This is a genomic window from Kitasatospora sp. NE20-6 (assembly GCF_045862635.1).
Genome location: NZ_BPRL01000005.1, coordinates 221,563 through 244,817 on the forward strand (window position 1 = coordinate 221,563; position 23,255 = coordinate 244,817).

At 73.2% G+C, this 23,255-nt stretch carries 18 protein-coding genes, 1 tRNA gene and 1 pseudogene; 14 read left to right on the forward strand and 6 right to left on the reverse strand.

The genetic code is table 11. From position 1 onward, the window contains the following. Positions 1-31 precede the first annotated feature (31 nt). Positions 32-1,645 carry an MFS transporter gene (locus SNE206_RS06550; protein ID WP_407912391.1) on the forward strand — a complete coding sequence of 538 codons (1,614 nt, stop codon included), beginning with the start codon at positions 32-34 and terminating at the stop codon, positions 1,643-1,645. A 258-nt stretch (positions 1,646-1,903) separates the two neighbouring features. Beyond that, positions 1,904-3,661, forward strand: a complete 1,758-nt coding sequence (locus SNE206_RS06555; protein WP_407912392.1) for a serine/threonine-protein kinase — start codon at positions 1,904-1,906, stop codon at positions 3,659-3,661. Here the strand turns inward: SNE206_RS06555 and aceE are convergent. Beyond that, positions 3,604-6,354: a pyruvate dehydrogenase (acetyl-transferring), homodimeric type gene (gene aceE / locus SNE206_RS06560; protein ID WP_407912393.1), complete on the reverse strand. Its 2,751-nt coding sequence runs from the start codon at positions 6,352-6,354 to the stop codon at positions 3,604-3,606. The two genes, SNE206_RS06555 and aceE, sit on opposite strands and share 58 nt — an antisense overlap. Positions 6,355-6,877: 523 nt before the next feature. Here aceE and SNE206_RS06565 point away from each other — a divergent pair. The 5 genes from SNE206_RS06565 (at position 6,878) to SNE206_RS06585 (ending at position 10,598) form a co-directional block, all read left to right on the forward strand. Then, positions 6,878-7,315, forward strand: coding sequence for a DUF3052 domain-containing protein (locus SNE206_RS06565; RefSeq protein WP_407912394.1), 438 nt, complete (start codon positions 6,878-6,880; stop codon positions 7,313-7,315). 235 nt (positions 7,316-7,550) lie between these two features. Continuing rightward, entirely contained in the window at positions 7,551-8,009 is a 459-nt protein-coding gene (locus SNE206_RS06570; protein ID WP_407912395.1) for a peroxiredoxin, read from the forward strand. A 130-nt stretch (positions 8,010-8,139) separates the two neighbouring features. After that, the gene (locus SNE206_RS06575) at positions 8,140-8,715 is read left to right on the forward strand and encodes a TerD family protein (RefSeq protein WP_405013460.1); all 576 of its coding nucleotides are present in this window, start codon (positions 8,140-8,142) and stop codon (positions 8,713-8,715) included. Between the two features lie 187 nt (positions 8,716-8,902). Next, complete coding sequence (locus SNE206_RS06580) at positions 8,903-9,478, forward strand: TerD family protein (RefSeq protein WP_405013461.1); 576 nt, start codon at positions 8,903-8,905, stop codon at positions 9,476-9,478. Between the two features lie 40 nt (positions 9,479-9,518). After that, positions 9,519-10,598 carry a DUF475 domain-containing protein gene (locus SNE206_RS06585; protein ID WP_407912396.1) on the forward strand — a complete coding sequence of 360 codons (1,080 nt, stop codon included), beginning with the start codon at positions 9,519-9,521 and terminating at the stop codon, positions 10,596-10,598. Positions 10,599-10,668: 70 nt separating this feature from the next. On the opposite strand, the gene SNE206_RS06590 is transcribed toward SNE206_RS06585, so the two are convergent. Then, on the reverse strand, positions 10,669-11,739 hold the full coding sequence (locus SNE206_RS06590) for a DUF2637 domain-containing protein (protein ID WP_407912397.1): 1,071 nt from the start codon (positions 11,737-11,739) through the stop codon (positions 10,669-10,671). 316 nt (positions 11,740-12,055) lie between these two features. On the opposite strand from SNE206_RS06590, the gene SNE206_RS06595 reads away from it, so the two are divergent. Then, a complete protein-coding gene (locus SNE206_RS06595) occupies positions 12,056-12,796 on the forward strand; it encodes a Tellurium resistance (protein ID WP_407912398.1) in 741 nt (246 codons plus the stop codon). A gap of 115 nt (positions 12,797-12,911) precedes the next feature. On the opposite strand, the gene SNE206_RS06600 is transcribed toward SNE206_RS06595, so the two are convergent. Beyond that, positions 12,912-13,913, reverse strand: coding sequence for a TerD family protein (locus tag SNE206_RS06600; RefSeq protein WP_407912399.1), 1,002 nt, complete (start codon positions 13,911-13,913; stop codon positions 12,912-12,914). 318 nt (positions 13,914-14,231) lie between these two features. Between SNE206_RS06600 and SNE206_RS06605 the strand changes: the two genes are divergently transcribed. The 3 genes and pseudogenes from SNE206_RS06605 (at position 14,232) to SNE206_RS06615 (ending at position 18,992) form a co-directional block, all read left to right on the forward strand. After that, positions 14,232-15,398 carry an HpcH/HpaI aldolase/citrate lyase family protein gene (locus SNE206_RS06605; RefSeq protein ID WP_407912400.1) on the forward strand — a complete coding sequence of 389 codons (1,167 nt, stop codon included), beginning with the start codon at positions 14,232-14,234 and terminating at the stop codon, positions 15,396-15,398. Between the two features lie 224 nt (positions 15,399-15,622). Next, positions 15,623-18,141: pseudogene (locus SNE206_RS06610) on the forward strand (phosphoribosyltransferase). Further along, positions 18,141-18,992 (forward strand): HAD family hydrolase, encoded by an 852-nt coding sequence (locus SNE206_RS06615; RefSeq protein WP_407912401.1) that lies wholly within the window; start codon positions 18,141-18,143, stop codon positions 18,990-18,992. The pseudogene SNE206_RS06610 and the gene SNE206_RS06615 overlap by 1 nt, the downstream one beginning before the upstream one ends. An 82-nt stretch (positions 18,993-19,074) precedes the next feature. Here the strand turns inward: SNE206_RS06615 and SNE206_RS06620 are convergent, their stop codons facing one another. From SNE206_RS06620 to SNE206_RS06630, 3 genes are all read right to left on the reverse strand, one after another. Next, a complete protein-coding gene (locus SNE206_RS06620) occupies positions 19,075-19,296 on the reverse strand; it encodes a zinc ribbon domain-containing protein (RefSeq protein ID WP_405013468.1) in 222 nt (73 codons plus the stop codon). A 25-nt stretch (positions 19,297-19,321) separates the two neighbouring features. Further along, the gene (locus tag SNE206_RS06625) at positions 19,322-19,849 is read right to left on the reverse strand and encodes a DUF4442 domain-containing protein (RefSeq protein WP_407912402.1); all 528 of its coding nucleotides are present in this window, start codon (positions 19,847-19,849) and stop codon (positions 19,322-19,324) included. A gap of 64 nt (positions 19,850-19,913) precedes the next feature. Further along, the gene (locus SNE206_RS06630) at positions 19,914-21,209 is read right to left on the reverse strand and encodes a hypothetical protein (protein WP_407912403.1); all 1,296 of its coding nucleotides are present in this window, start codon (positions 21,207-21,209) and stop codon (positions 19,914-19,916) included. A 131-nt stretch (positions 21,210-21,340) separates the two neighbouring features. Here SNE206_RS06630 and SNE206_RS06635 point away from each other — a divergent pair. From SNE206_RS06635 to SNE206_RS06645, 3 genes are all read left to right on the forward strand, one after another. Continuing rightward, positions 21,341-21,415, forward strand: a tRNA-Val gene (locus SNE206_RS06635). A 408-nt stretch (positions 21,416-21,823) separates the two neighbouring features. Further along, complete coding sequence (locus tag SNE206_RS06640; protein ID WP_407912404.1) at positions 21,824-22,609, forward strand: N-acetylmuramoyl-L-alanine amidase; 786 nt, start codon at positions 21,824-21,826, stop codon at positions 22,607-22,609. 85 nt (positions 22,610-22,694) lie between these two features. Beyond that, on the forward strand, positions 22,695-23,222 hold the full coding sequence (locus tag SNE206_RS06645) for a hypothetical protein (RefSeq protein ID WP_407912405.1): 528 nt from the start codon (positions 22,695-22,697) through the stop codon (positions 23,220-23,222). Positions 23,223-23,255: the final 33 nt, after the last annotated feature.

Sequence of the window (23,255 nt, forward strand, 5' to 3'; positions counted from 1 at the left end):
CCTCGTCCCTCGCCCACGGAGGTCAGCAGCCATGAGTTCGTCCGTCGTCAGGACCGGCAGGGCGGACACCCCGCCCGCGTCCGGCAGCACACCGCCGGGCGGTACCGGGCGCCTCAAGGGGCACCCGTGGCTGACCCTCCTCACCGTCGCCGTCGGCGTCATGATGGTCGCCCTCGACGGCACCGTCGTGGCCATCGCCAACCCGGCGATCCAGGCCGACCTCGGCGCCTCGCCCGCCGACATCCAGTGGGTCACCAGCGGCTACCTGCTGGCGCTCGCCGTCTTCCTGGTCACCGCGGGCAAGATCGGCGACCGCTTCGGCCACAAGACGACCTTCCTCGTCGGCGCGGCCGGCTTCGCCGCCACCTCCGCCGCCATCGGCTTCGCGGGCAGCATCCGGACCGTCATCGTGTTCCGGGTGCTCCAGGGCCTCTTCGGCGCGCTCCTCCAGCCGGCCGCGCTCGGCCTCCTGCGCGGTGCGTTCCCGGCCGACAGGCTCAACATGGCGATCGGCATCTGGGGCGGCGTCATCGGCGCCTCCACCGCCGCCGGCCCGATCGTCGGCGGCCTCCTGGTCGAGCACGTCAGCTGGCAGTCGGTGTTCTTCATCAACATCCCGGTCGGCCTGATCGCCCTCGCGCTCGGCCTGTGGATCCTCCGGGACGTGCGCAGCGAGAACGCCGCGAAGTCCTTCGACGTCCCCGGCATCGTGCTGCTCTCCGGCGCGATGTTCATGCTGGTCTGGGGCATCATCAAGGCCCCCGTCTGGGGCTGGGGCGACCCGGCGACGCTGCTCTTCCTCGGCGGCGCCGTCGTGGCGATGACCCTGTTCGCCCTCTGGCAGACGAAGGCGAAGGAGCCGCTGATCCCGCTCAGCCTCTTCCGCTCGGTGCCGCTGTCCGCCGGCACGGTGCTCATGGTGCTGATGGCCTTCGCCTTCTTCGGCGGGATCTTCTTCGTCACCTTCTACCTGCAGAACGTCCGCGGGCTGGCCCCCGTCGACGCCGGCGTCCACCTGCTCCCGATGACCGGCATGATGATCGTCGGCGCCCCGGTGGCCGGTGCGGCCATCGGCAAGCTCGGCCCGCGCATCCCGATCGTCGCCGGCATGCTCTTCACCACCGCGGCCATGATCGGCATGTCGACCCTCGGCACCACCTCCGGCAACGGCGTCATGTCGCTCTGGTTCGTGCTGATGGGCCTCGGCCTGAGCCCGGTCATGGTCGGCGCCACCGAGGTCATCGTCGGCAACGCCCCGCTGGAGCTCTCCGGCGTGGCCGGCGGCCTCCAGCAGGCCGCCATGCAGGTCGGCGGCAGCCTCGGCACCGCCGTGCTCGGCGCGATCATGGCCGCCAGGGTCACCGACGTGCTGCCCGGCACCTGGGCGAAGGCCGGCCTGCCGCCGGTCGAGGGCGCCCAGGCCGAGGGCCTGAACCAGGCCGCCCAGCTCGGCATCGCCCCGCCGGCGCAGCCCGGCACCCCGCAGGGCGTCGTCGACGCGATGGCGGGTGCCGTCCACTCCTCGTTCGTCAGCGGCATGTCGCTCGCGTTCGTCGTCGCCGCCGTGGTGGCCTTCGCCGCCGCCGGCCTCGGCCTGCTCACCAGGCGCGGCGCCAACGACGCCGGTCCGGCCGTCCACATCTGACGTCCCCGCACCGCACTGCACCACCACCGCACCGCACCACCACCGCACCCGGCCCGGAGCACGTTCCCGGCCGGGTGCGGTGCTGTCGGGCCCGGCCCGCCCGGCCCGCCGGACCGCCCCGGCCCGCCCGCCCGGGCGACCCTCCGCCGCCGCTCCGGCTCGCCGGGTGACGGGACGGGCGTGAGACTGGGATCCGGACGGGGCCGTCGCCCGGAAGGCCACGACGGGACCGCGGAACCGGGCACACAGGGACGGGCCATGAACGCTGCGGACGAGCACCCCGACCGCCCCGCCGCACCCGGCGACGGGCACCTGCTCGCCGGACGCTTCCTGCTCGGCCGCCGCCTCGGCCGGGGCGGCACGGGCACCGTCCGGGTCGCCCGGGACGCCCGGCTCGGCCGCCACGTCGCCGTGAAGGAGCTGGGCGCCGCCGACGTGCCGGAGGACGACCTCCCGGCTCTCCGCGAGCGGATGGCGCAGGACGCCCGGGCGGCGGCGGTGCTCAACCACCCCGGCGTGATCACCCTCTACGACGTGGTGGAGGAGGACGGCCGCCCCTGGATCGTCATGGAGCTGATCGACGGCCCCTCGCTCGCCGAGGTGCTCGCCGACGAGGGCGCCCTGCCCCCGCGGGAGGTCGCCCTGATCGGGGTGCAGGTGCTGGCCGCCCTGGAGGAGGCCCACCGGCACGGCGTGCTGCACCGCGACGTGAAGCCCGCCGACGTGCTGCTCGAACGCGGCGGCAGGGCCGTCCTCACCGACTTCGGCATCGCCCCGCCGTCGGCCGCGGCCGGACCCGGCCCCGGCACCCGTCACCGGGCCCCGGAATGCGCGGCCGGCCGCAGCCCCGGCCCCGAGGCCGACCTCTGGTCGCTCGGCGCGACGCTGTACGCGGCGGTCGAGGGCCGGCCGCTGCCGTCCCCCGGCACCGGCGACCCGGGCCCGCCGCCCGAGCCCCGGGAGGCCGGGCCGCTCGCGCCGGTGATCGCGGCGCTGCTCCGCGCGGACCCGGCCGAACGGGCCACCGCCGAGGAGGTGCGCGCGATGCTGCAGGACGCCGCCGGCCTCCCGCCCGGCGCCACCCGGGCCCGGACGCGGCGCCCGCAGGCCTGCCCGGCACCGGCGACCGCCGGGCCGCCGCCGCCCGCACCCGCTGCACCCGCACCTGCTGCTCCCGCACCCGCACCCGTGCCCGCAGCCGGTCCTGCGGTCCGTCCGGTGCCCGCCGCCCCGCGGCGCCGCCGGGCCCGGCCGATCGCCGTGGCGGCCGTGGTGGCCGCCGCGCTCTCCGGCGGGCTGGCGTTCGCCGTCTGGACGGGCAGCCCGGACACCGCCCGGACACCCTCCACCGGGCCGCTCGCCCCGCGGACGCCCACACCCCCGCCGGGCAGCACGGCGACGCCGGCCCGCACGCCGTCCGCGACCTCCGCCGCCACGCCCGCCGCCGCCCCGACGGGCTTCCGCTGGGCGGACGACCCCGCGGGCTTCCGGGCCGCCGTCCCGGAGGGCTGGACGCGCAGCGAGGCCGGCCGGTGGGTCGACTACTCGCCGGACGGCGGCGTGCACGTGCTGCGCTTCGCGGTCGCCCCCGGCGTGGTGCAGTCGTCCGAGCAGCACTTCCTGGCGCTTGAGCAGGACGCGGCGGCCGAGCCCGGGTACACCCGGCTCGTCCTGGGGCCGAACGTCTACCGGGGCCGGGACGGCGCGCTGTGGGAGTTCACCTCCGGCGCCCCGGAGGGCGGCTCGTGGCACGCCGCCGACCAGGCGTTCGTGACGCCGGACGGCACCGAGTACGCCGTCCGCGTGTCGGTGCCCGAGGACGACTGGCCGATCGCCCGGCTGCAGTTCGAGACGGTCCTCCCCCCCTCCCGGGGGGCCTCACCCCCACCGGCGGGGGCCCGCACGCGGCGTGCCGGGGCCCGCCCCCCGGCCGTGTGCAGGGGTGCTTCAGCGGGTGATCAGGCGTCGCCGCCGGCGGCACCCGGGTCGGCCGCGGTCACGTCGAGCAGCCGGTAGCGGTCGATCGCGTCCTTCAGCGCGCTGCGGTCGATCTTGCCCTGCTTGGCGAGCTCGGTGAGCACGCCGAGGACGACCGACTGGGCGTCGATGTGGAAGAAGCGGCGGGCCGCACCACGGGTGTCGGCGAAGCCGAAGCCGTCCGCGCCCAGCGACTGCCACGCACCCGGCACCCAGCGGGAGATCTGGTCCGGCACCGCACGCATCCAGTCGGACACGGCGACGAACGGGCCCTCGGCGCCCTGGAGCTTCTGCGTCACGTACGGGACGCGCTGCGGCTCCTCCGGGTGGAGCAGGTTGAACTGCTCCGCCTCGACGGCGTCGCGGCGCAGCTCGTTCCAGGACGTCGCCGACCAGACGTCGGCCTTGACGTTCCACTCCTCGGCGAGGATGCGCTGGGCCTCCAGCGCCCACGGCACGGCCACGCCGGAGGCGAGGATCTGCGCCGGGATGCTGCCCGCGTCGCCCGGGTGGAGCTTGTGGAGGCCCTTGAGGATGCCCTCGACGTCCACGCCCTCCGGCTCCGCGGGCATGCGGATCGGCTCGTTGTAGACCGTGAGGTAGTAGAAGACGTCCTCACCGGTCGGGTGCTCGGTGCTGGAGCCGTACATCCGGCGCAGACCGTCCTGCACGATGTGCGCGATCTCGTAGCCGTACGCGGGGTCGTACGCGACGACGCCCGGGTTGGTCGAGGCGAGCAGGTGCGAGTGGCCGTCTGCGTGCTGCAGGCCCTCACCGGTCAGGGTGGTGCGGCCGGCGGTGGCGCCGATCACGAAGCCGCGGGCCAGCTGGTCGGCCATCTGCCAGAACTGGTCACCGGTGCGCTGGAACCCGAACATCGAGTAGAAGACGTAGACCGGGATCAGCGGCTCGCCGTGCGTCGCGTACGACGAACCGGCGGCGATCAGCGAGGCGGTACAGCCCGCCTCGGAGATGCCGTCGTGCAGCATCTGGCCGGTCTTGGACTCCTTGTACGCCAGGAGCAGCTCGCGGTCGACCGCCTCGTAGGTCTGGCCGAGCGGGTTGTAGATCTTGGCGGACGGGAAGAGCGAGTCCATGCCGAAGGTGCGGTACTCGTCGGGCGCGATCGGCACGAAGCGGTTGCCGATGCCCTTGTCGCGCATCAGGTCCTTGAGCACCCGGACGAACGCCATGGTCGTGGCGATGGTCTGGTTGCCCGAGCCCTTCTTGACCGCCTTGTACGCGTCGTCGCCCGGCAGCTCCAGCTTGCGCGGGCGCACCTTGCGGGTCGGCATGTAGCCGCCGAGCTCCTGCCGGCGGTCGTGCATGTACTGGATCTCCTCCGAGTCACGACCCGGGTGGTAGTAGGGCGCGTAGCCCTCGTCCAGCTGCTTGTCGGTGATCGGCAGGTGCAGCCGGTCACGGAAGCGCTTCAGGTCCTCGACCGTCAGCTTCTTCATCTGGTGGGTCGCGTTGCGGCCCTCGAAGTTCGGGCCGAGGGTCCAGCCCTTGACCGTCTGCGCGAGGATGACCGTCGGCTGGCCCTGGTGCTCGCGGGCCGCCTTGAACGCCGCGTAGACCTTGCGGTGGTCGTGCCCGCCGCGGCCCAGGTGCTGGATCTCGTGGTCGGACATGTTCTCGACCATCGCGCGCAGGCGCAGGTCGCCGCCGAAGAAGTGGTCGCGGATGTACGCGCCGGTCTCGGTGGCGTACGTCTGGAACTGGCCGTCGACCGTGGTGTTCAGCTTGTTCACCAGGACGCCGTCGCGGTCCTGCGCGAGCAGCGGGTCCCAGGAGCGGTCCCAGACGAGCTTGATCACGTTCCAGCCGGCGCCGCGGAACTGCGACTCCAGCTCCTGGATGATCTTGCCGTTGCCGCGGACCGGGCCGTCGAGGCGCTGCAGGTTGCAGTTCACCACGAAGGTCAGGTTGTCCAGGCCCTCGCGGGCGGCCAGCGAGAGCTGGCCCAGCGACTCGGGCTCGTCCATCTCGCCGTCGCCGAGGAAGGCGTAGACCTGGCTGTCCGAGGTGTCCTTGATCCCGCGGTGCTCCAGGTACCGGTTCATCCGGGCCTGGTAGATCGCCCCGAGCGGGCCGAGGCCCATCGAGACGGTCGGGAACTCCCAGAAGTCCGGCATCAGCCGCGGGTGCGGGTAGCTGGAGAGGCCGTAGGGGGCCTTCGACTTCTCCTGGCGGAACGCGTCGAGCTGCTGCTCGGTGAGTCGGTCCAGGAGGAAGGCGCGGGCGTAGATGCCGGGGGAGGCATGACCCTGGAAGAAGATCTGGTCGCCGGAGGCGCCGTCGGCGTCCTTGCCGCGGAAGAAGTAGTTGAAGCCCACGTCGTACAGGGACGCGGAGGAGGCGAAGGTGGCGATGTGGCCACCGACGCCGATGCCGGGGCGCTGGGCCCGGGAGACCATGACGGCCGCGTTCCACCGGGTCGCGTTGAGGATCTTGCGCTCGATCTCCTCGTTGCCGGGGAAGAACGGCTCGTCCTTGGTCGCGATGGTGTTGACGTAGTCCGTGCTGCGCATCTCGGGCACGGCGACACGCTTCTCACGGGCGCGCTCGATGAGGCGGAGCATCAGGTAACGGGCGCGCTCACGCCCCCGCTCGTCGATGGCCGCATCGAGCGACTCCAGCCATTCCGCGGTCTCCTCGGGATCGAAGTCCGGGACCTGACTCGGAAGGCCGCCAATGATGATCGGGTTGCGATCGGATCCGGAAGCCACGCTGTTCCTTCACTGTCGGTCGAAACTGAGGTGTGTCGCGCCGCCTCCATCGTGTACCGCGACTCGGAGATCCGTCATCTCTACCGATCGGTAACCGTTCCGCCTGGTGGGCGGGCCGGTCAGGGGATGCGCGGCGGGCGTCGTCGCCCGTTCTGCGCAGCCCCGGTGGTGGTGTTACGAAGAGGTGGTCCGACCTGGATCCCTCCCGCCCGGAAACGGGCGGTCGGGGTGAGGGCCAACAGGAGACTTTACGCCCGGATGGGGGGTGCACCCGAATGCCGTTCGCATCTCGGGCAGGCGTGCGACTCCGTTCACGTCCGGCGGGGCGCGCGAAGCACCACCGGTCGGGGCAGAAAAGGGCAAACGGGTGTGATTCCCCTCACATCACCCGGCGTGTTCCCCTCCGACACGTCAACCTTTGGGTGGGATCGGGTGTCGGGTACTTGCGCGAACCGCCGCGCACGTGTGGACTACGCCCACAGCCTCGGCATGGATGCCGAGCCGAATACTGGAGGTTATTCCCGTGAGCGCGACCGCGGACCCCGCGGACAAGTCCAACCCGGCGCTTCGTCTGGGCTTCGAGGCCGGACAGATCGTCCAGGAGCTCGGCTACGACGACGACAGTGACCAGGAGCTCCGCGACGGCATCGAGGAGGCCACCGGCACCGATCTCGTCGACGAGGACTACGACGACGTGGCCGACGCCGTCCTGCTGTGGCACCGCGAAGAGGACGGGGATCTCACCGACGCCCTCGTCGACGCGCTGGAGTACCTCGCCGAAGGCGGCCTGATCTGGCTCCTGACGCCCAAGACCGGCCGTGACGGCCACGTCGAGGCGCACGAGATCGCCGATGCCGCCAAGACCGCCGGCCTCTCGCAGACCAGCTCGGTCGCCATCGCCAAGGACTGGGCCGGTACCCGTCTGGCCACCCCGAAGGCCGCGCGCTCCGGGAAGCGCTGAGCCGCTGCGACGACCCGTGCAAGGGCCCTGCTGGAGCTTCCTCCAGCAGGGCCCTTGCGCCTGCGGCCGCCGCTCGTGGTCCCGGCCGGTGCGGATGTTCACCGAGGGCGCAACCATGGGCCGGGGTCTCCCCGCCGCTCACCCGAACGGCGGAATCCGCTCGGACGGATGCGAGGATGCCCCTTGCCCGTGGCCGCTCCCCGCGGCGCGGTCCCACGACGAGGAAGGTCCCACCATGGCGATCGAGGTCGGCAACCAGGCCCCGGACTTCGAGCTCAAGAACCAGCACGGCGAGCTCGTGAAGCTCTCCGACTTCCGCGGCGAGAAGAACGTCGTCCTGGTGTTCTACCCGTTCGCGTTCACCGGCGTCTGCACCGGCGAGGTCTGCGCGATCCAGAAGGAACTGCCGCGCCTCCAGAACGACGACGTCCAGGTGCTCGCGGTCTCCAACGACTCGCCCTTCACCCTGCGCGTCTTCGCGGACCAGGAGGGGCTGGACTACCCGCTGCTCTCGGACTTCTGGCCGCACGGCGAGGTCTCCCGCGCGTACGGCGTCTTCGCCGAGGAGAAGGGCTGCGCCGTGCGCGGCACCTTCGTGATCGACAAGGCCGGCGCGGTGCGCTGGTCCGTCGTGAACGGACTGCCGGACGCCCGGGACGAGCAGGAGTACCTGGCGGCGCTCGGCGCGCTGTGAGCCGGGTGTTCGACCCGTGGGCGGGAACCCGGCACTACGATCGGGCCGTTGGCAGGACGGGCTCCCCGACGGGGTCCGGCCCGCACCACCGGGGGCACCGGCATGTGCCTCCCGCACCTTTGGAGGACTAGTGGGTGTCAGCCTGAGCAAGGGCGGCAACGTCTCCCTGACCAAGGAGGCCCCGGGCCTGACGGCCGTCATCGTCGGCCTCGGCTGGGACGTCCGCAGCACCACCGGGACCGATTTCGACCTGGACGCCAGCGCACTGCTCTGCACCGAGCAGGGCAAGGTGCGCTCCGACGCCGACTTCGTCTTCTTCAACAACCTCACCAGCCAGGACGGCTCCGTCGAGCACACCGGCGACAACCTCACCGGTGAGGGCGAGGGCGACGACGAGCAGGTCAAGGTCAACCTGGCGGGCGTTCCGGCCGAGGTGGCCAAGATCGTCTTCCCGGTGTCGATCTACGACGCCGAGAACCGCCAGCAGAACTTCGGCCAGGTCCGCAACGCGTTCATCCGCGTCGTGAACCAGGCCGGCGGCGCCGAGATCGCGCGCTACGACCTCTCCGAGGACGCCTCCACGGAGACCGCCATGGTGTTCGGCGAGCTCTACCGCAACGGCGCGGAGTGGAAGTTCCGCGCCATCGGCCAGGGCTACGCCTCCGGCCTGCGCGGCATCGCGCAGGACTTCGGCGTCAACGTCTGACCCGCGGGAGCGGTTGCACGATCGTGGCCGGGGCGGGCGGGGGAGTTCAGGAAGTTCAGGCCGGCGCACAGGATCACGCGGCGGTGCGGGGGCGTAGATCTGGGGTACGCCCCGTCGTGCCGGCCGCACGGCCGTGCCGGCGCGGCGCCGAGGGAGCCCCGGGGACGGGGGACTGGGAGGAATGTTCATGAGTGTCACGCTGGCCAAGGGCGGCAACGTCTCGCTGACCAAGGCGGCGCCCAACCTGACGCAGGTGCAGATCGGACTGGGCTGGGACGCCCGTTCGACCACCGGCGCGCCCTTCGACCTGGACGCCAGCGCCCTGCTGTGCGGCAGTGGGCGGGTGCTCGGCGACGAGTACTTCGTGTTCTACAACAACCTGCGCAGCCCGGAGGGTTCGGTCGAGCACCAGGGCGACAACCTGACCGGCGACGGTGACGGCGACGACGAGGTCGTGCAGGTCAACCTCGACCTCGTGCCCGTGCAGGTCGACAAGGTCGTCTTCGCGGTGTCGATCTACGACGCCGACGCCCGCTCGCAGAACTTCGGCCAGGTCTCGAACGCCTACATCCGCGTCGTCAACCTGACCGACGGGCAGGAGATCGCCCGTTACGACCTCACCGAGGACGCCTCCACCGAGACTGCGATGATCTTCGGCGAGCTGTACCGCTACCAGGGCGAGTGGAAGTTCCGTGCGGTGGGCCAGGGTTACGCGTCCGGCCTGCGGGGCATTGCCCTGGATTTCGGAGTAAACGTACAGTAAAGCCCGCTCCTGAACATGAATTCGAAAGGTAACTGACCCCGTGTTCCTCCGCACATTCGGATGGTCCTTCGCCATCACGATCGCCGGCCTGATCGCCGCCGGCCTGATCTGGGGGGCCGAGGGCTTCGGCGTCGTGCTGATCCTCTCCATCCTCGAGATCTCCCTGTCGTTCGACAACGCGGTCGTCAACGCCACCGTCCTGAAGCGGATGAACGCCTTCTGGCAGAAGCTCTTCCTGACGGTCGGCGTCCTCATCGCCGTCTTCGGCATGCGGCTCATCTTCCCGCTGCTGGTCGTCGGCCTGACCGCCCACCTCAGCCCGGGCACCGTGATCGAGCTGGCGCTCGACTCCAGCAAGACGTACGAGGGCCACACCTACGCCCAGTACCTGGAGGCGGCCAACCCGGCGATCGCCGCGTTCGGTGGCATCTTCCTCCTGATGATCTTCCTCGACTTCATCTTCGAGGAGAAGGACTTCAACTGGCTGCGCTGGCTGGAGAAGCCGCTGGAGAAGATCGGCAAGCTGGACGCCCTCTCCTCCGTCATCGCGCTGGTCACCCTCGCCCTCGCCTCCCGCTTCTTCGCCGCCGAGAACGCCGAGACCGTGCTGCTCGCCGGCCTGATGGGCCTCGCGACGTACCTGGCCGTCAACGGCCTCTCCAGCGTCTTCGAGTCGGGCCTGGAGGACCAGGAGGAGGCCGAGGAGGCCGCCGAGAAGAGCGGCAAGTCGCTCGTGCAGGTGGGCGGCAAGGCCGCGTTCTTCCTGTTCCTCTACCTGGAGGTCCTCGACGCGTCGTTCTCCTTCGACGGCGTCGTCGGCGCGTTCGCCATCTCCCAGGACATCTTCATGATCACCCTGGGTCTCGGCATCGGCGCGATGTACATCCGCTCCCTGACCGTCTACCTGGTCCGCAAGGGCACCCTGGACGACTACGTCTACCTGGAGCACGGTGCGCACTACGCCATCGGCGCGCTCGCACTGATCCTGCTGGTGTCGATCGAGTACCACATCCCGGAGATCGTCACCGGCCTCATCGGCGTCGGCTTCATCGGCGCCGCGCTGGCCTCCTCGATGGTCCGCAACAAGCGCGAGCAGGCGCTGGAGACCTCCTCCGCCTGACCCGCACCCGCAGCACGGCGAAGGGCCCCGCACCAGGGAGGTGCGGGGCCCTTCGCCGTGCTGCGGGGTGTCAGCCGAGCTGCTTCTCGATCGCCCGGAGCTTGCGCTCCAGCGAGTCCAGCTTCGGCATCGCCAGGGTGTCGTCGTCCACCGAGAGGTCGATGCTCGACGACGAGGAGCTGCCGACGGCGGCGCGGGGGCGCCGGCCGGCGGTCAGCGCCGCGGGCTCCAGGGCGGACGGGCCGACGTTCGCCATCGGGTCCTCATCGGCTAGCGCAGGCTCCGAAGCGGAGGCGTCGGACGAGCCCGCTGCCGTCAGCGCGGGCACCTGACGGCCGTGGCGGGACCGGGAGAGCACACCGCCCTGCGAACGGGCGATGGCCTTCAGCTCGGCCCGCTCGCGCCGGTCGGCCGTACGGGCCCGCGCCTTCGCGTCGATCTTGGCCTGACGCTCCTCGCGGACCTCGTCGACCGCCTCGTCCAGGCTGCGCACGTTCTCCAGCAGCATCAGCGACCACGCCGCGTACGTCTCGCGCGGCGCACGCAGCCAGCGGACGATGCGGATCTGCGGCAGCGGACGCGGGATCAGGCCCTGCTCGCGCAGCGCCGCCCGGCGGGTCTGCTTGAGGGCACGGTCGAAGAGCACGGCCGCCGAGATCGACATGCCGGCGAAGAACTGGGGGGCGCCGTCGTGCACGCCGCCGCGCGGCGCGTGGACCCAGTTGAACCAGGCCGAGGCGACGGCGAACAGCCAGACCAGCAGGCGCGAACCGAGCGCCGCGTCACCGTGGCTGGCCTCGCGCACCGCGAGGACGGAGCAGAACATCGCCGCACCGTCGAGGCCGAACGGGACGAGGTACTCCCAGCCGCCCGACAGGTTCAGGTTCTGCTGGCCGAAGCCCACCAGGCCGTGGAAGGACAGGGCCGCGGCGACACCGGCGCAGCAGAACAGCAGGACGTACGACGCACCGGCGTAGACGGTCTCCTTGCGGCGACGGCGCTCCTCGGTGCGCTCCCAGGAGTCGGCACCGTCGTCGGTCTTGTGGTTCTTCACCCGGAGCACGGCCACGAGGATGGCCGTGAACAACAGGGCGGCGCCGCCGATGACGGCCCATACCAGCTGTATGGAGGAGAGGTTCATCGTGGGTTGGGCCTCGAATTCCGCAGGGCAGGGGATGAAGCGCGGTCGGGTCACAGGAGGCGGCCCGGGCGGGGCGGGGGGCTGGCACGGCGTCGTGGACGCCACCGCACGAGACGACGGGGAACCCCTGTGCGGCACCGACGATATCGCGTCCCGCGGAGCGGCATCGTACGGGAGCCGACCCTGACCCGTGACGCCGGGCCTGACGGTGGCTCATCGCCGCCGTCGGGGTATGGCTCTGATGCGACGATACGGGGACGACGAGCGCCGCGGGCGATCACCGGCCGGCGGCCGGGCGAGGGGGAGGACGGACGGCATGGTCTCGGTCTGGGAGTTCCTGAAGGGCGAACGCAGCAGTGTCGACTCGGGGGGGCAGTTCAAGGTCACCCTGACCAAGTCGCAGCCGCAGCACGCGATCACCGGGGCGGCGGCCACCACCGGATACCTGTACGTCAACCTGCACTGGACGACCCGCGCGGCCGGCCGGCCGTCCGGCGGGGGAGGCCTGCGCAACCTCTTCGACCTGCGCAACCTCCGCCCGATGGCCCCCGAGTCGCAGGACCTGGCGCCGCTCAGCGTCGACCTCGACCTGGCCTGCCTCTACGAGCTCGCCGACGGCTCCCGGGGCGTCGTCCAGCCCCTCGGCGGCTACTTCGGCGACCTCAACCGGCCGCCGTACGTGAAACTGAGCGGCGACGACGTCTACGGCGCCCCCTCCGGCGAGACGATGTACATCAACCTGGAGAAGAAGGACCAGTTCCGGCGGCTGCTCATCTTCGTCTACATCTACGACGACACCCCGGCGTTCGGCCACGCCCACGCCACCGTCACGATCGTGCCGCAGAGCGGCCCGCGCATCGAGATCAAGCTGGACGAGCGGGCGCCCGCCGCGCGCTCCTGCGCGGTGGTGCTCATCGAGAACTCCGGGGACGGCAAACTCACCGTGCGCCGCGAGGTGCGCTACGTGCACGGCTTCCAGGCCGACCTGGACCGCCTCTACGGCTTCGGCATGCAGTGGCAGCGCGGCTACAAGCGGCCGTCCGGCCCCGTCGTCTGAGCCCGGCCCCACGGCCCGGGCTCCGCGGACTCCCCGGTCTTCCGGGTCTTCCCGGGCTCCGCGGCGTCCCCGGGCTCCGCGGCGTCCCCGGCAGGTTCCGCCGCGGAGGCGCGGGTCAGCGGGGCTGGAACTGCGGCCCCTGCGGCGGCAGCGCGAAGTCCGGCGCACCGACGGGCTGGTGCGGCGGCTGCTGCTGGGCCTGCTGCTGCGAGGCGTGCACCGGCTGGGGCTGCTGCTGCGGGTAGCCGTACCCGGTGGCCGGCGGCGGGTAGCCGTAGCCCGCGGCGGGCTGCTGGGGGTGGCCGTACCCGGTGGCGGGCGGCTGGGGGTAGCCGTACCCTCCGGCCCGGGCCGCGGCCGGCTGCTGCGGGTACCCGTACCCGGCCGGGGCGTGCGGCGGTGCCGGCACCCCCGCGGTCGGCGGCGTGCTGGGCGGCGGGGGCGGCGTGACCGGTGCGGCAGGCGTGGCCGGTGCGAGCGTGTACGTGTCGGGCTCCTCCTCGGCCGCCGCCGGCGGGGCGTCCGCGGGGGTGTCGGCGGGCTGCGGCGGCAGGGCGTCCGTGATCCCGTCGCCGTCCTCGACGGCGATCCCGAAGTCGGTGGCGAGCCCGCTGAGGCCGCTCGCGTAGCCCTGGCCGATCGCCCGGAACTTCCAGGCCCCGCCGCGCCGGTAGAACTCCCCGGCGACCAGCGCGGTCACGTCGTCGCTGTCGGTCACCGGGAACTCGGCGACCGGATCGGCCCCTTCGCCCGCCGCCGCGTCGAGGACCAGCACCCGCAGCCGCGGCACCGACGGGAACGCGCCACCCTCCGACGAACCGGCCAGCACCACCCGGTGGACGTCCGGCGGGAGCCGGACGAGGTCGATCTCGACCGCGTCGGACACCTCGCCGCCCGCGGCCTGCTGCTTGGGCAGGTGCCGGACGGTGCCGGAAGGGTGCCGGGGCTGGTTGTAGAAGACGAAGTCGGCATCCGAACGGACCCTGCCGTCCGCGCCGACCAGCAGGGCGGACACGTCCACGTCGGGTGCGCCGGGCGTGGCCGACCAGCGCAGCACGGCACGGACGGCGGTGGCCGTCAGCGGGATGTTGGCGCCCTTCGCCATCACGTGCGTCATACCGCACATCCTGCCCGCCACCGCCCCGAACGGACAATGCGGGTCGCACCGCGTCCGCGGGGGTTGTGTGTCGGCACGGGTAACCTTCCGAGAATTCGATGTTTCAGGTCTGTGCAAAGCGCCGCCGGAACGTACGATTGGCGGGAAACGGCTCCCGGTACACCACTCACCTCGGCACACCGCCCTTCGCGGGCGCGAGGGCCACCGCGCCGCCCCACCCGCGAAACCACCGGGCCCCGCCGTACGTCCCTCCTTCCGGGACCTCAGCCGGCCCCAGCGTGAGAGCGGGCCGAACCGACGAATTCCAGGGAGACCAGTTTGCGCCACTTCGGGCACCTCGCCGACGACGTCCGCGACCGGCTCTTCCTGAGGCAGCCCGTCGCCTTCGACCTGCTGAGCGATCCGGCCGTCCTGTCGACCGCGCTCGGCGCCACCCTCTACAGCCCCGCCACCCGGGAGACCCTCGCCGCGGACATCCGCAAGCAGACGGCCCGCGGCGTGGTCTCCATGGTGCTGTGCCTGGAGGACGCGATAGCCGACCACGAGGTGCCGGCCGCCGAGGCCAACCTCGTCGCCCAGCTCGGCGCCCTCCACGCGGACGGCGGGGAGGGCCTGCCGCTGCTGTTCGTCCGCGTCCGCGCCGCCGAGCAGATCACCGACCTCACCCGCCGCCTCGGCCCGGCCGTCCGGCTGCTCGCCGGCTACGTCGTCCCGAAGTTCACCGACGAGAGCGGCGGCGCCTTCCTGGAGGCGCTCACCGCCGCCGAGGAGTCGTCCGGGCAGCGGCTGTTCGCCATGCCGGTGCTCGAATCCCCCGAGCTCGCCCACCTGGAGACCCGCCGCGAGCAGCTCTTCGCGATCTCCCGCCTGCTCGACAAGTACCGCGAGCGCATCCTCGCCGTCCGGCTCGGCGTCACCGACCTGTGCTCCGCGTACGGACTGCGCCGCTCGCCCGACCTGACGGCCTACGACGTGGCGCTGGTCGCCGGGGTCATCGGCGACGTGGTCAACGTGCTGGGCCGTGCCGACGGCACCGGGCACACCGTCACCGGCCCGGTCTGGGAGTACTTCCCGGTGCAGGAGCGGATGTTCAAGCCGCAGCTGCGCCGCACCCCGTTCGCGGAGGCGCACCCGCCGGCCGACGGCGTCCGGCAGCGCATCATCGAGCACGACCTCGACGGCCTGATCCGCGAGATCGAACTCGACCGCGCCAACGGGCTGCTGGGCAAGACCTGCATCCACCCCAGCCACGTCCCCGCCGTGCACGCACTGTCCGTGGTCACGCACGAGGAGTACTCCGACGCGCAGGACATCCTCAGCCGCGACGGCGGCGGCGTGCTGCGCTCGGCGTACACCAACAAGATGAACGAGGCCAAGCCGCACCGGGCCTGGGCCGAGCGCGTGCTGCTGCGCGCCGAGGTCTTCGGCGTGGCCCGCGAGGACGTCAGCTTCGCCGAGCTGCTCGGGGCCTGCCTCGGCGGCTGACCGCACCGCGCCCCGGCGGCCCCGCACCGCACGCCACCTGCGGTGCGGGTCGCCCCGCCCGGCGGGGCCCTCAGTACTCTCGTACGGAGAACCGGACACCGTCGTCCGCGGCACCGAACGCCTGCACCACCGAATGTCTCCGTCACCGAACGTCTGCACCACCGAACGCCTGCGTCACCGAACGTCTGCGTCACCGAACGTCTGCACCACCGAAAGCGGGAGCCTTGACAGCACAGCACGCCGCCCCGGCGCCGTGGTCCGGCCAGTGGGTCACCGACCGGCTCGGCATCGGACTCACCGGCTCGCCCGAGCTGCCCGGGCTCATCGGCCTCGCCCTGCGCCGCAACCCGCGCCGCGCCCACCTGCTGGTCTCCCACGTGCTCGGCAAGCACGTGCCGCAGCACCCCGGGGTGGTGCACGGCGCCGGCCTCGACCTCGGCCGCCGGGTGCGTGACCTGCTCGGCCCCGACGCCGCCCGCCGCGCGGTCGTGCTCGGCTACGCGGAGACCGCCACCGCGCTCGGCCACAGCGTCGCGGACGGCCTCGACGCGCCGTACCTGCACTCCACCCGGCGTCCGGTCGACGGCCTGGAGCCGGTCGGCGGCTTCGAGGAGGAGCACTCGCACGCCACCTCGCACCTGCTGCTGCCGGAGGACCCGGGGCTGCTCGCCGGCGACGGGCCGCTCGTGCTCGTCGACGACGAGTTCTCCACCGGCAACACCGTGCTGAACACCGTGCGCGCCCTGCACGCCGCGCACCCCCGCGACCACTACGTCGTCGTCTCCCTCGTCGACCTGCGCACCCCCGCCGACCGCGAACGCCTCGCCGGGGCCGCCGCCGAGCTCGGCGCCCGGGTCGACCTCGTCGCCACCGCCTCCGGCGGCGTCGACCTGCCCGCGGACGTGCTGCCGCGCGCCCAGGCGCTCATCGGGGCCCAGCCCGAGCCGGCCGCCCCCCGGGGGCCGCTCGCCCCGGTGCACCGCGCCGCGCTCGACTGGCCCGCGGGCCTGCCCGACGGCGGCCGGCACGGCTTCACCCCCGCGCACCGCCGGCAGCTCGACACCGCCCTACCCGGTCTCGTCGCCCCGCTCGCCGACCTGCTCGCCGACCGGCGCCGCATCCTCGTCCTCGGCTTCGAGGAGCTCATGTACGCCCCGCTGCGGCTCGCCGGCGCCCTCGCCGACCGCCTGGGCGAGGACCGCGTGCGCTTCTCCACCACCACCCGCTCCCCGGTCCTCGCGGTGGACGACCCCGGCTACGCCATCCGCACCCGGCTGGCCTTCCCCGCGCACGACGACCCCGCCGACCGCTCCACGGAGCGCTACGCCTACAACGTCGCCCCCGGCGCCGACCCGGACCGCCGCTTCGACGCCGTCGTCCTCGTCGTCGACACCCCCGGCGACACCCCCGCGCTCGCCGAGGGCCCGACCGCCCTGCTGCAGCAGCTGCGGGCCGTCACCGACCAGGTGGTGCTCGCCGTTCTCCCGGCGTACCGGCCGCGGCCACCGCGCTGACGCCTCCACCCCCCACCATCAACTGCGCACCCCCACGTAAGGCGACCATGACCACCACCCTGCCCGCCCCGCTGTACGGGCCCGCGTTCTCCTCGTACCCGGCCGAGGACGTGATCTGGCTGCTCAAGGACCTCTCCGGGGTGGCGCTGGAGGCGCCGACCGAGGAGCGCGAGGAGGCCGTGCAGTCCGGCGGCGCGCACTACGCCGAGTCGCTGCCCGTCGAGTACCAGCCCAGCCCCGAGTACCAGGCGCTGTTCCGGCAGGCGCTCGCCGAGTCCGCGGAGCGGATGGCGCTGGCCGTCGGCACGGTCGCCGAGACGCTGCTGCGCGAGCGCGGCCGCGGTCTCGTGCTCGCCTCGCTGGCCCGCGCCGGCACCCCGGTCGGTGTGCTGATCCGCCGCTGGCTCGCCTTCGCGCACGGCCTGGACACCCCGCACTACACCGTCTCCATCGTGCGCGGCCGCGGCATCGACACCGTGGCGCTGCGGCACCTCGCGGCCCACCACGACGCCGGCTCGGTCGTCTTCGTGGACGGCTGGACGGGCAAGGGCGCCATCGCCCGCGAGCTCACCGAGGCGCTCGCCGGCACCGGCTTCGACCCCGGCCTCGCCGTGCTCGCCGACCCCGGCCGCTGCGTGCGCACCTACGGCACCCGCGACGACTTCCTCATCCCGTCCGCGTGCCTCAACTCGACGGTCTCCGGCCTGATCTCGCGCACCGTGCTGCGCGCCGACCTGATCGGCCCGGACGACTTCCACGGCGCCAAGTTCTACCGCGAGCTCGGCGGCGTGGACGTCTCCAACGACTTCCTCACCGCGGTCGCCGCGCACTTCCCGGCCGTCCGGGCCGCGGCGGTCGCCGCGTCCGCCGCCCTCGGCGCGGACGAGGACCGCACCCCCACCTGGGAGGGCTGGGCCGCCGTCGAGCGGATCAGCACCGAGTACGGCATCGACAACGTCAACCTGGTGAAGCCCGGGGTGGGCGAGACCACCCGGGTCATGCTCCGCCGGGTGCCCTGGCGGGTGCTGGCCCGCCGCGGTGCCGGCGCCGATCTCGACCACGTCCGGCTGCTCGCCGAGCAGCGCGGTGTCCCGGTGGAGGAGGTGGACGAGCTGCCGTACTCCTGCGTCGGACTCATCCACCCCCGCTACACCCGCGGGGCGACCGGCGCCGACGGCACGGCGGTCCAGACCGCCGGGAGCGGCGAAGCACTCACGAAGGAAAGTTGATGTCCAGTCAGTCGCCGAGGTTCCTGGTCGCGAGCGACCTCGACCGCACCCTCATCTACTCCAACCGGGCCCTGGCCCTGGACGTGCCGGACCGGCTCGCCCCACGGCTGCTCTCGGTGGAGGTCAACGACGGCCGGGCGCTCTCCTTCATGACGGAGGAAGCCGCCGACCTGCTCGTCGAACTGACCCGGCTGGCCGTGTTCGTGCCCGCCACCACCCGCACCCGCGCCCAGTACGAGCGGGTCAACCTGCCCGGCCCGACGCCCGGGTGGATCCCGGCGTACGCGATCTGCGCCAACGGCGGCCACATCCTCGTCGACGGCGTCGTCGACGAGGACTGGCACGCCGAGGTGCGCCGCCGCCTGGACGCCGCGAGCGCACCGCTCGCCGAGGTCGTCGAACACCTGGCGATCTGCGCCGACCCGGAGTGGACGCACAAGCGGCGCGTCGCCGAGGACCTCTTCGCCTACCTCGTCGTCGAGCGCGCCGACCTGCCCGAGGGCTGGCTCGACGAGCTGACCGCCTGGTGCGCCGAGCGCGGCTGGACGATCTCCCTGCAGGGCCGCAAGGTCTACGCCGTGCCGGCCCCGCTCACCAAGAGCGAGGCCCTGGCGGAGGTGGAACGGCGCGTCGGCGCCGCCACCGTGCTCACCGCCGGCGACTCCCTGCTCGACGCCGAGCTGCTGCTCGCCGCCGACCACGGCTGGCGCCCCGGCCACGGCGAACTCGCCGACAGCGGCTGGGCCGCCCCCGGCGTCACCGCGCTCACCCAGATCGGTGTCGCGGCGGGCGAGGAGATCGTCCGCCGGATGCTGGAGCGCGTACGGGCCGGGGCGGCCGTCCGGGCCTGAGCCCGCGCCCGGCCGGCCGCCCGGGTGCTCGCTTGCTCAGGTGCTCGCCGGCCCGGGTGCTTGCTCGCCCGGGTGCCGCGGGTCAGCCGCAGCAGCCGCCGCCGCAGCAGCCTCCGCCCCCACCGCCCGGTGCGGGCGCGGCGGCTGCGGCGCCGGAACCGCCGGTGACGGCGACCGCGGAGAGCAGCTTCACGGTGTCGGTGTGACCGTCCGGGCAGACCGCGGGGTCGTTGGCCTGGGCCATGGCGCGGCGGAGTTCGAAGGTGGCTCCGCAGGAGCGGCAGCGGAAGTCGTAACGAGGCATACCGGCAGGGTACCGAGGCGGTCGCTCAGACGGCAGTACCGGCAGCCTCGGCCGTTCCGGCCGGCTGCGGGGCCCGTGCGCCGGCTGCGTCCCGCGGCTTCGGGCGCACGTACACCTGCTTGCGGACCCGGGCGACCACCGAGCCGTCCTCGGCGAGCACCTCGGTGTCGAACCAGACGAGGGCCTTGCCGCCGTCGGCCGTGAGCGCGCGGATCTCGGCGAGCCGGTCGTCGGTGAGCACGAACTCGGCGACGATGTCGCCGCGCCCGGGGGAGACGAAGTCGATCTCGGCGGCGCTGTCCCAGACGTAGTAGTCGGGTCCGAGGTTCTGCATGACCAGGAGCATCCAGAACGGATCGGTCATGGCGAAGATCGAGCCGCCGAAGTGCGTGCCCACCCAGTTGCGGTTCAGCCGTCCCAGGCGAAGCCGCACCCTGGCGGTGCGGAAGCCGTCGTCGACGGCCAGCACCTTGATGCCGGCGAAGAGGAAGGGTGGCCAGAGGTTGATCCCGCGCCGGAAGGTCCTGGCGGAGAGTGCGCGCTTACGTGCCATGGCGTGACTCTAGCAGCAAGTTACCGATGGGTAATGAGGTCTGGGTCACATCCGGACGCGCCCCTCAGTGCGTCCCCCGGATCATCGCCACCACCTGCGCCGCGGTCTCCCGCACCCCCGCCAGCTCCGTCAGGAAGTGCCAGTAGTCCGGATGCCGGCCCGCCTCCTCCAGCTGCGCCACCGCGCGGTCCAGCCGGGCCACGGCGGCGTCCAGCGGAGCCGCGTGCCGGGGCTCCGGCGTCCGGCGGCCCGTCATCGCCAGCCGCTGCGCGTCCCGCAGTGCGAAACGCGTCCGCTCGATCTCCTTCTGCGGGTCGTACGACACCTCGTTCAGCTGCCGCAGCCGGTCGTTGACCGCGGTCACCGCGCCCTCCGCCGTCTCCAGCAGGGCGCGCACCGTGCCGATCGCGCCGGTCGCGTCCGCCCAGCGCTGCCCGTCCCGCGCCCGCGCCGCCTCCGCCAGCTTCGCGCCCGCCTGCGCCACCGCCTCCGCGGTCTGCACCGGCACCGGCTGGAGATCCTGCCAGCACGACAGCGTGAACCGCCGCCGCAGCTCGCTCAGCGCCGGCTCCACCGTGCCCGCCCGGGTCTCCAGCGCCTGCACGCGCGTCCGCAGGCTCGCCAGCCGCCGGTCGATGTCCTTCGCCCGCTGCGGCAGGTGCACGGCCTGGTCGCGCAGTTCCTCCGCCCGCCGCGCCACGTCGTCCGCCCGGTGCAGCGTCGCCGGCACCCCGTGCCGCGCCACTCCCTCGTTCAGGCGGGTCAGTTCCGGGGCCAGCTCCGCCAGCCGGGCCGCCAGATCGTCCGCCTTCAGCCCCGCGGCCCGCACCTCCTCCAGCGCCGTCGTCGCCTCCAGCAGCGCCCGCTTCGCCCGCTCCACCGCCGGCACCACCCGCACCAGCTGCGACTCCGCCCGCTGCACCAGCGGCTGCAGGCGCTGCACGAACGCGTCCAGCTCGCCCCGCTGCGCCTCCAGATCACGCTTCGCGCCGTCCAGCCGGCCCCGGGCCCGGCCCGCGTCCGACGCCTCCAGCTCCGGATCCTCCAGGTCGTACGCGTCCAGCGCAGACAGGTAGCCCACCGTCACCTGGTCGATCCGCGCCGACAGTGCACCGAACTCCGAGCCCGCCCGCTCCACCGCGGCCCCGCTCTCCGCCGCCCGCACCGTCTCCAGCGCCAACTGCGCGTCCCGCTGCGCCGAGTCGAGCTCGTAGAACGCCTGCTGCGCCGCGTCCCGTGCCGTCACCGCCTCCGCGCGCGCACCCTCGCCCCGACGCCACCAGCCGCCCCGCCCGCCGCCACCGCCGGCCACCCTCACCACGCACTCCCCGCTCAGCTCGTACGCCTGATCCACGCCCATTCTTCCCGATCGTCCCGCTCGTCCGGCACCCCTCACCCGGCCCACCCCCGCCGATGGCGGCGGGCCGACCCCCGGACCAGGTACGCTAGGCCTTCGTCGCGCACCCGGGGCACCCCCGCGCGCGGTGGCACGGGCGCATAGCTCAGCGGTAGAGCGCCGCCCTTACAAGGCGGATGTCGGCGGTTCGAAACCGTCTGCGCCCACCAGCTGTGAGCAGCACGGAAGCCCCGGGCAGGGAACCGAAGTTCCCCGCCCGGGGCTTTTTGACATCCACGTCCGACATCAACGGGGACCGGGGCCTGTCGCAGGGCCGGCGGGGCTGCCGTGCGGCCCGTTGCGGGCACCCCAGGTGATCGGATGCTCACGTGGAGTGTTGGATTCCGGTCGGTGTGGGTACCAACCAGGAGGTGCCGGGCTGCGGCCGTGGGAGGCCGGCGGGGGCGGGCGGCGCCGCGACCGTACGACTTCCGGCCGTCTTCTCCACCGGCCGGCACCGGGGAGCGCTCCGGGGCCGGGCGGGTCCTCGCGATGCCTCGGGCCCGGCGGGTGCCGTGCCGGGGTGTCGTTCGCGCAGAGGGGTTCCGACACCCCGGCACCACCAGCAAGGAGCACCGATGCAGCTCGTCACGCGTACCCAGTGGGGCGCACCCGCGGCGACCCCGGCCGTCGACCTTCCGGCCGCGCGGGGGGTGAAGGTGCACTGGATCGGCGGTCCGTACAGCACGCCGGACCACGGGCAGTGCGCGGCGAAGGTCCGGTCGATCCGGGCCGAGCACCTCGCCGACAAGGTCAACGACTGGGTGGACATCGCCTACAACTTCCTGGCCTGCGGGCACGGTTACGTGTTCGAGGGGCGTGGTCTGCGCAAGCAGTCCGGGGCCAACGGCAACCAGGAGCTCAACCGGGCGCACTACGCGGTGTGTGCGATCGTCGGCACCGGCGAGACGGCGGGCCCCGGCCTGCTGACCGGGCTGCGCGACGCCGTCGACCACCTGCGGGCCAACGGCGCGGGCGCCGAACTCCTCGGCCACCGCGACGGCTACAGCACCGAGTGCCCGGGCGACGCCCTCCACCGGTGGGTGCGCGCGGGGGCACCCCGTCCGGACGGGCCGGCCCCGGCCGACGTGCCGGCGGGGCGGGCGGCGCCGCCGTGGGCGGACTACGACGGCCACCCGCTGCGGAACTTCACGCAGTCGGACCGGGCGCGGATGTGGCAGGCGTACATGGCGTGGCGCGGCTGGCGGATCACCGTGGACGGCCGGTACGGCGATGCGTCCGAGGCGGTGTGCCGGGCGTTCCAGGCGGAGTGCAACGCCGCGGGGTACCCGGTCGGCGCCGTCGACGGCGTGGTGGGTGCACGGACCTGGGCGGCGACCCGGAACAGGCCCGTCTCCCGGTGAGCCCCAACCGGACGCCCGTCCGGCGGATGTGACGCACCGTCTGATCGTTCGTTTGGGAACGGCGCCGTCTGGTAAGGGTCACGGCATGGATCTGGGACCGCTCAAGCCGAACGTCACCGAACTCGTCCTCGGACTCCTCTGCTTCTTCACCGTGTTCGGGATACTCGGCCGGCTGGTGCTGCCGAGGATCGAACGCACCCTCGCCGCCCGGTTCGAGGCCACCGAAGGGCGGCTGGAGCGGGCGGAGGAGGCCAGGGGAGAGGCGGCGCGGATCGCCGCCGAGCGTCGGGCGGGGCTGGACGCGGCCCGGCACGAGGCGGCCGCCGTCCGGCAGGCCGCGGTCGAGGAGGGGGCCGCGCTGCTGGCCTCGGCGCGCGCCGAGGGGCAGCGCCGACGCGACACGATGGCGGCCGAGGCCCGGGTGCAGCTCGCGGCCGACCGGGTGATCGCCGAGGCGGAGCTGCGCGGTGATGTGACCGCCGCCGCGGTCGAGCTGGCCGGCCGGATCGTCGGTGAGCCGCTGGCCGGGCTGCCGCGGACGGATGCGGCGGTGGAGGCGTTCTTCGCGCAGCGCGAGGAGACCGGCACCGTGGGCGGCCCGTCCGGCCGGTGAGCCGCGCGGCGGGATCCGGCCCGCAGGGCCGGG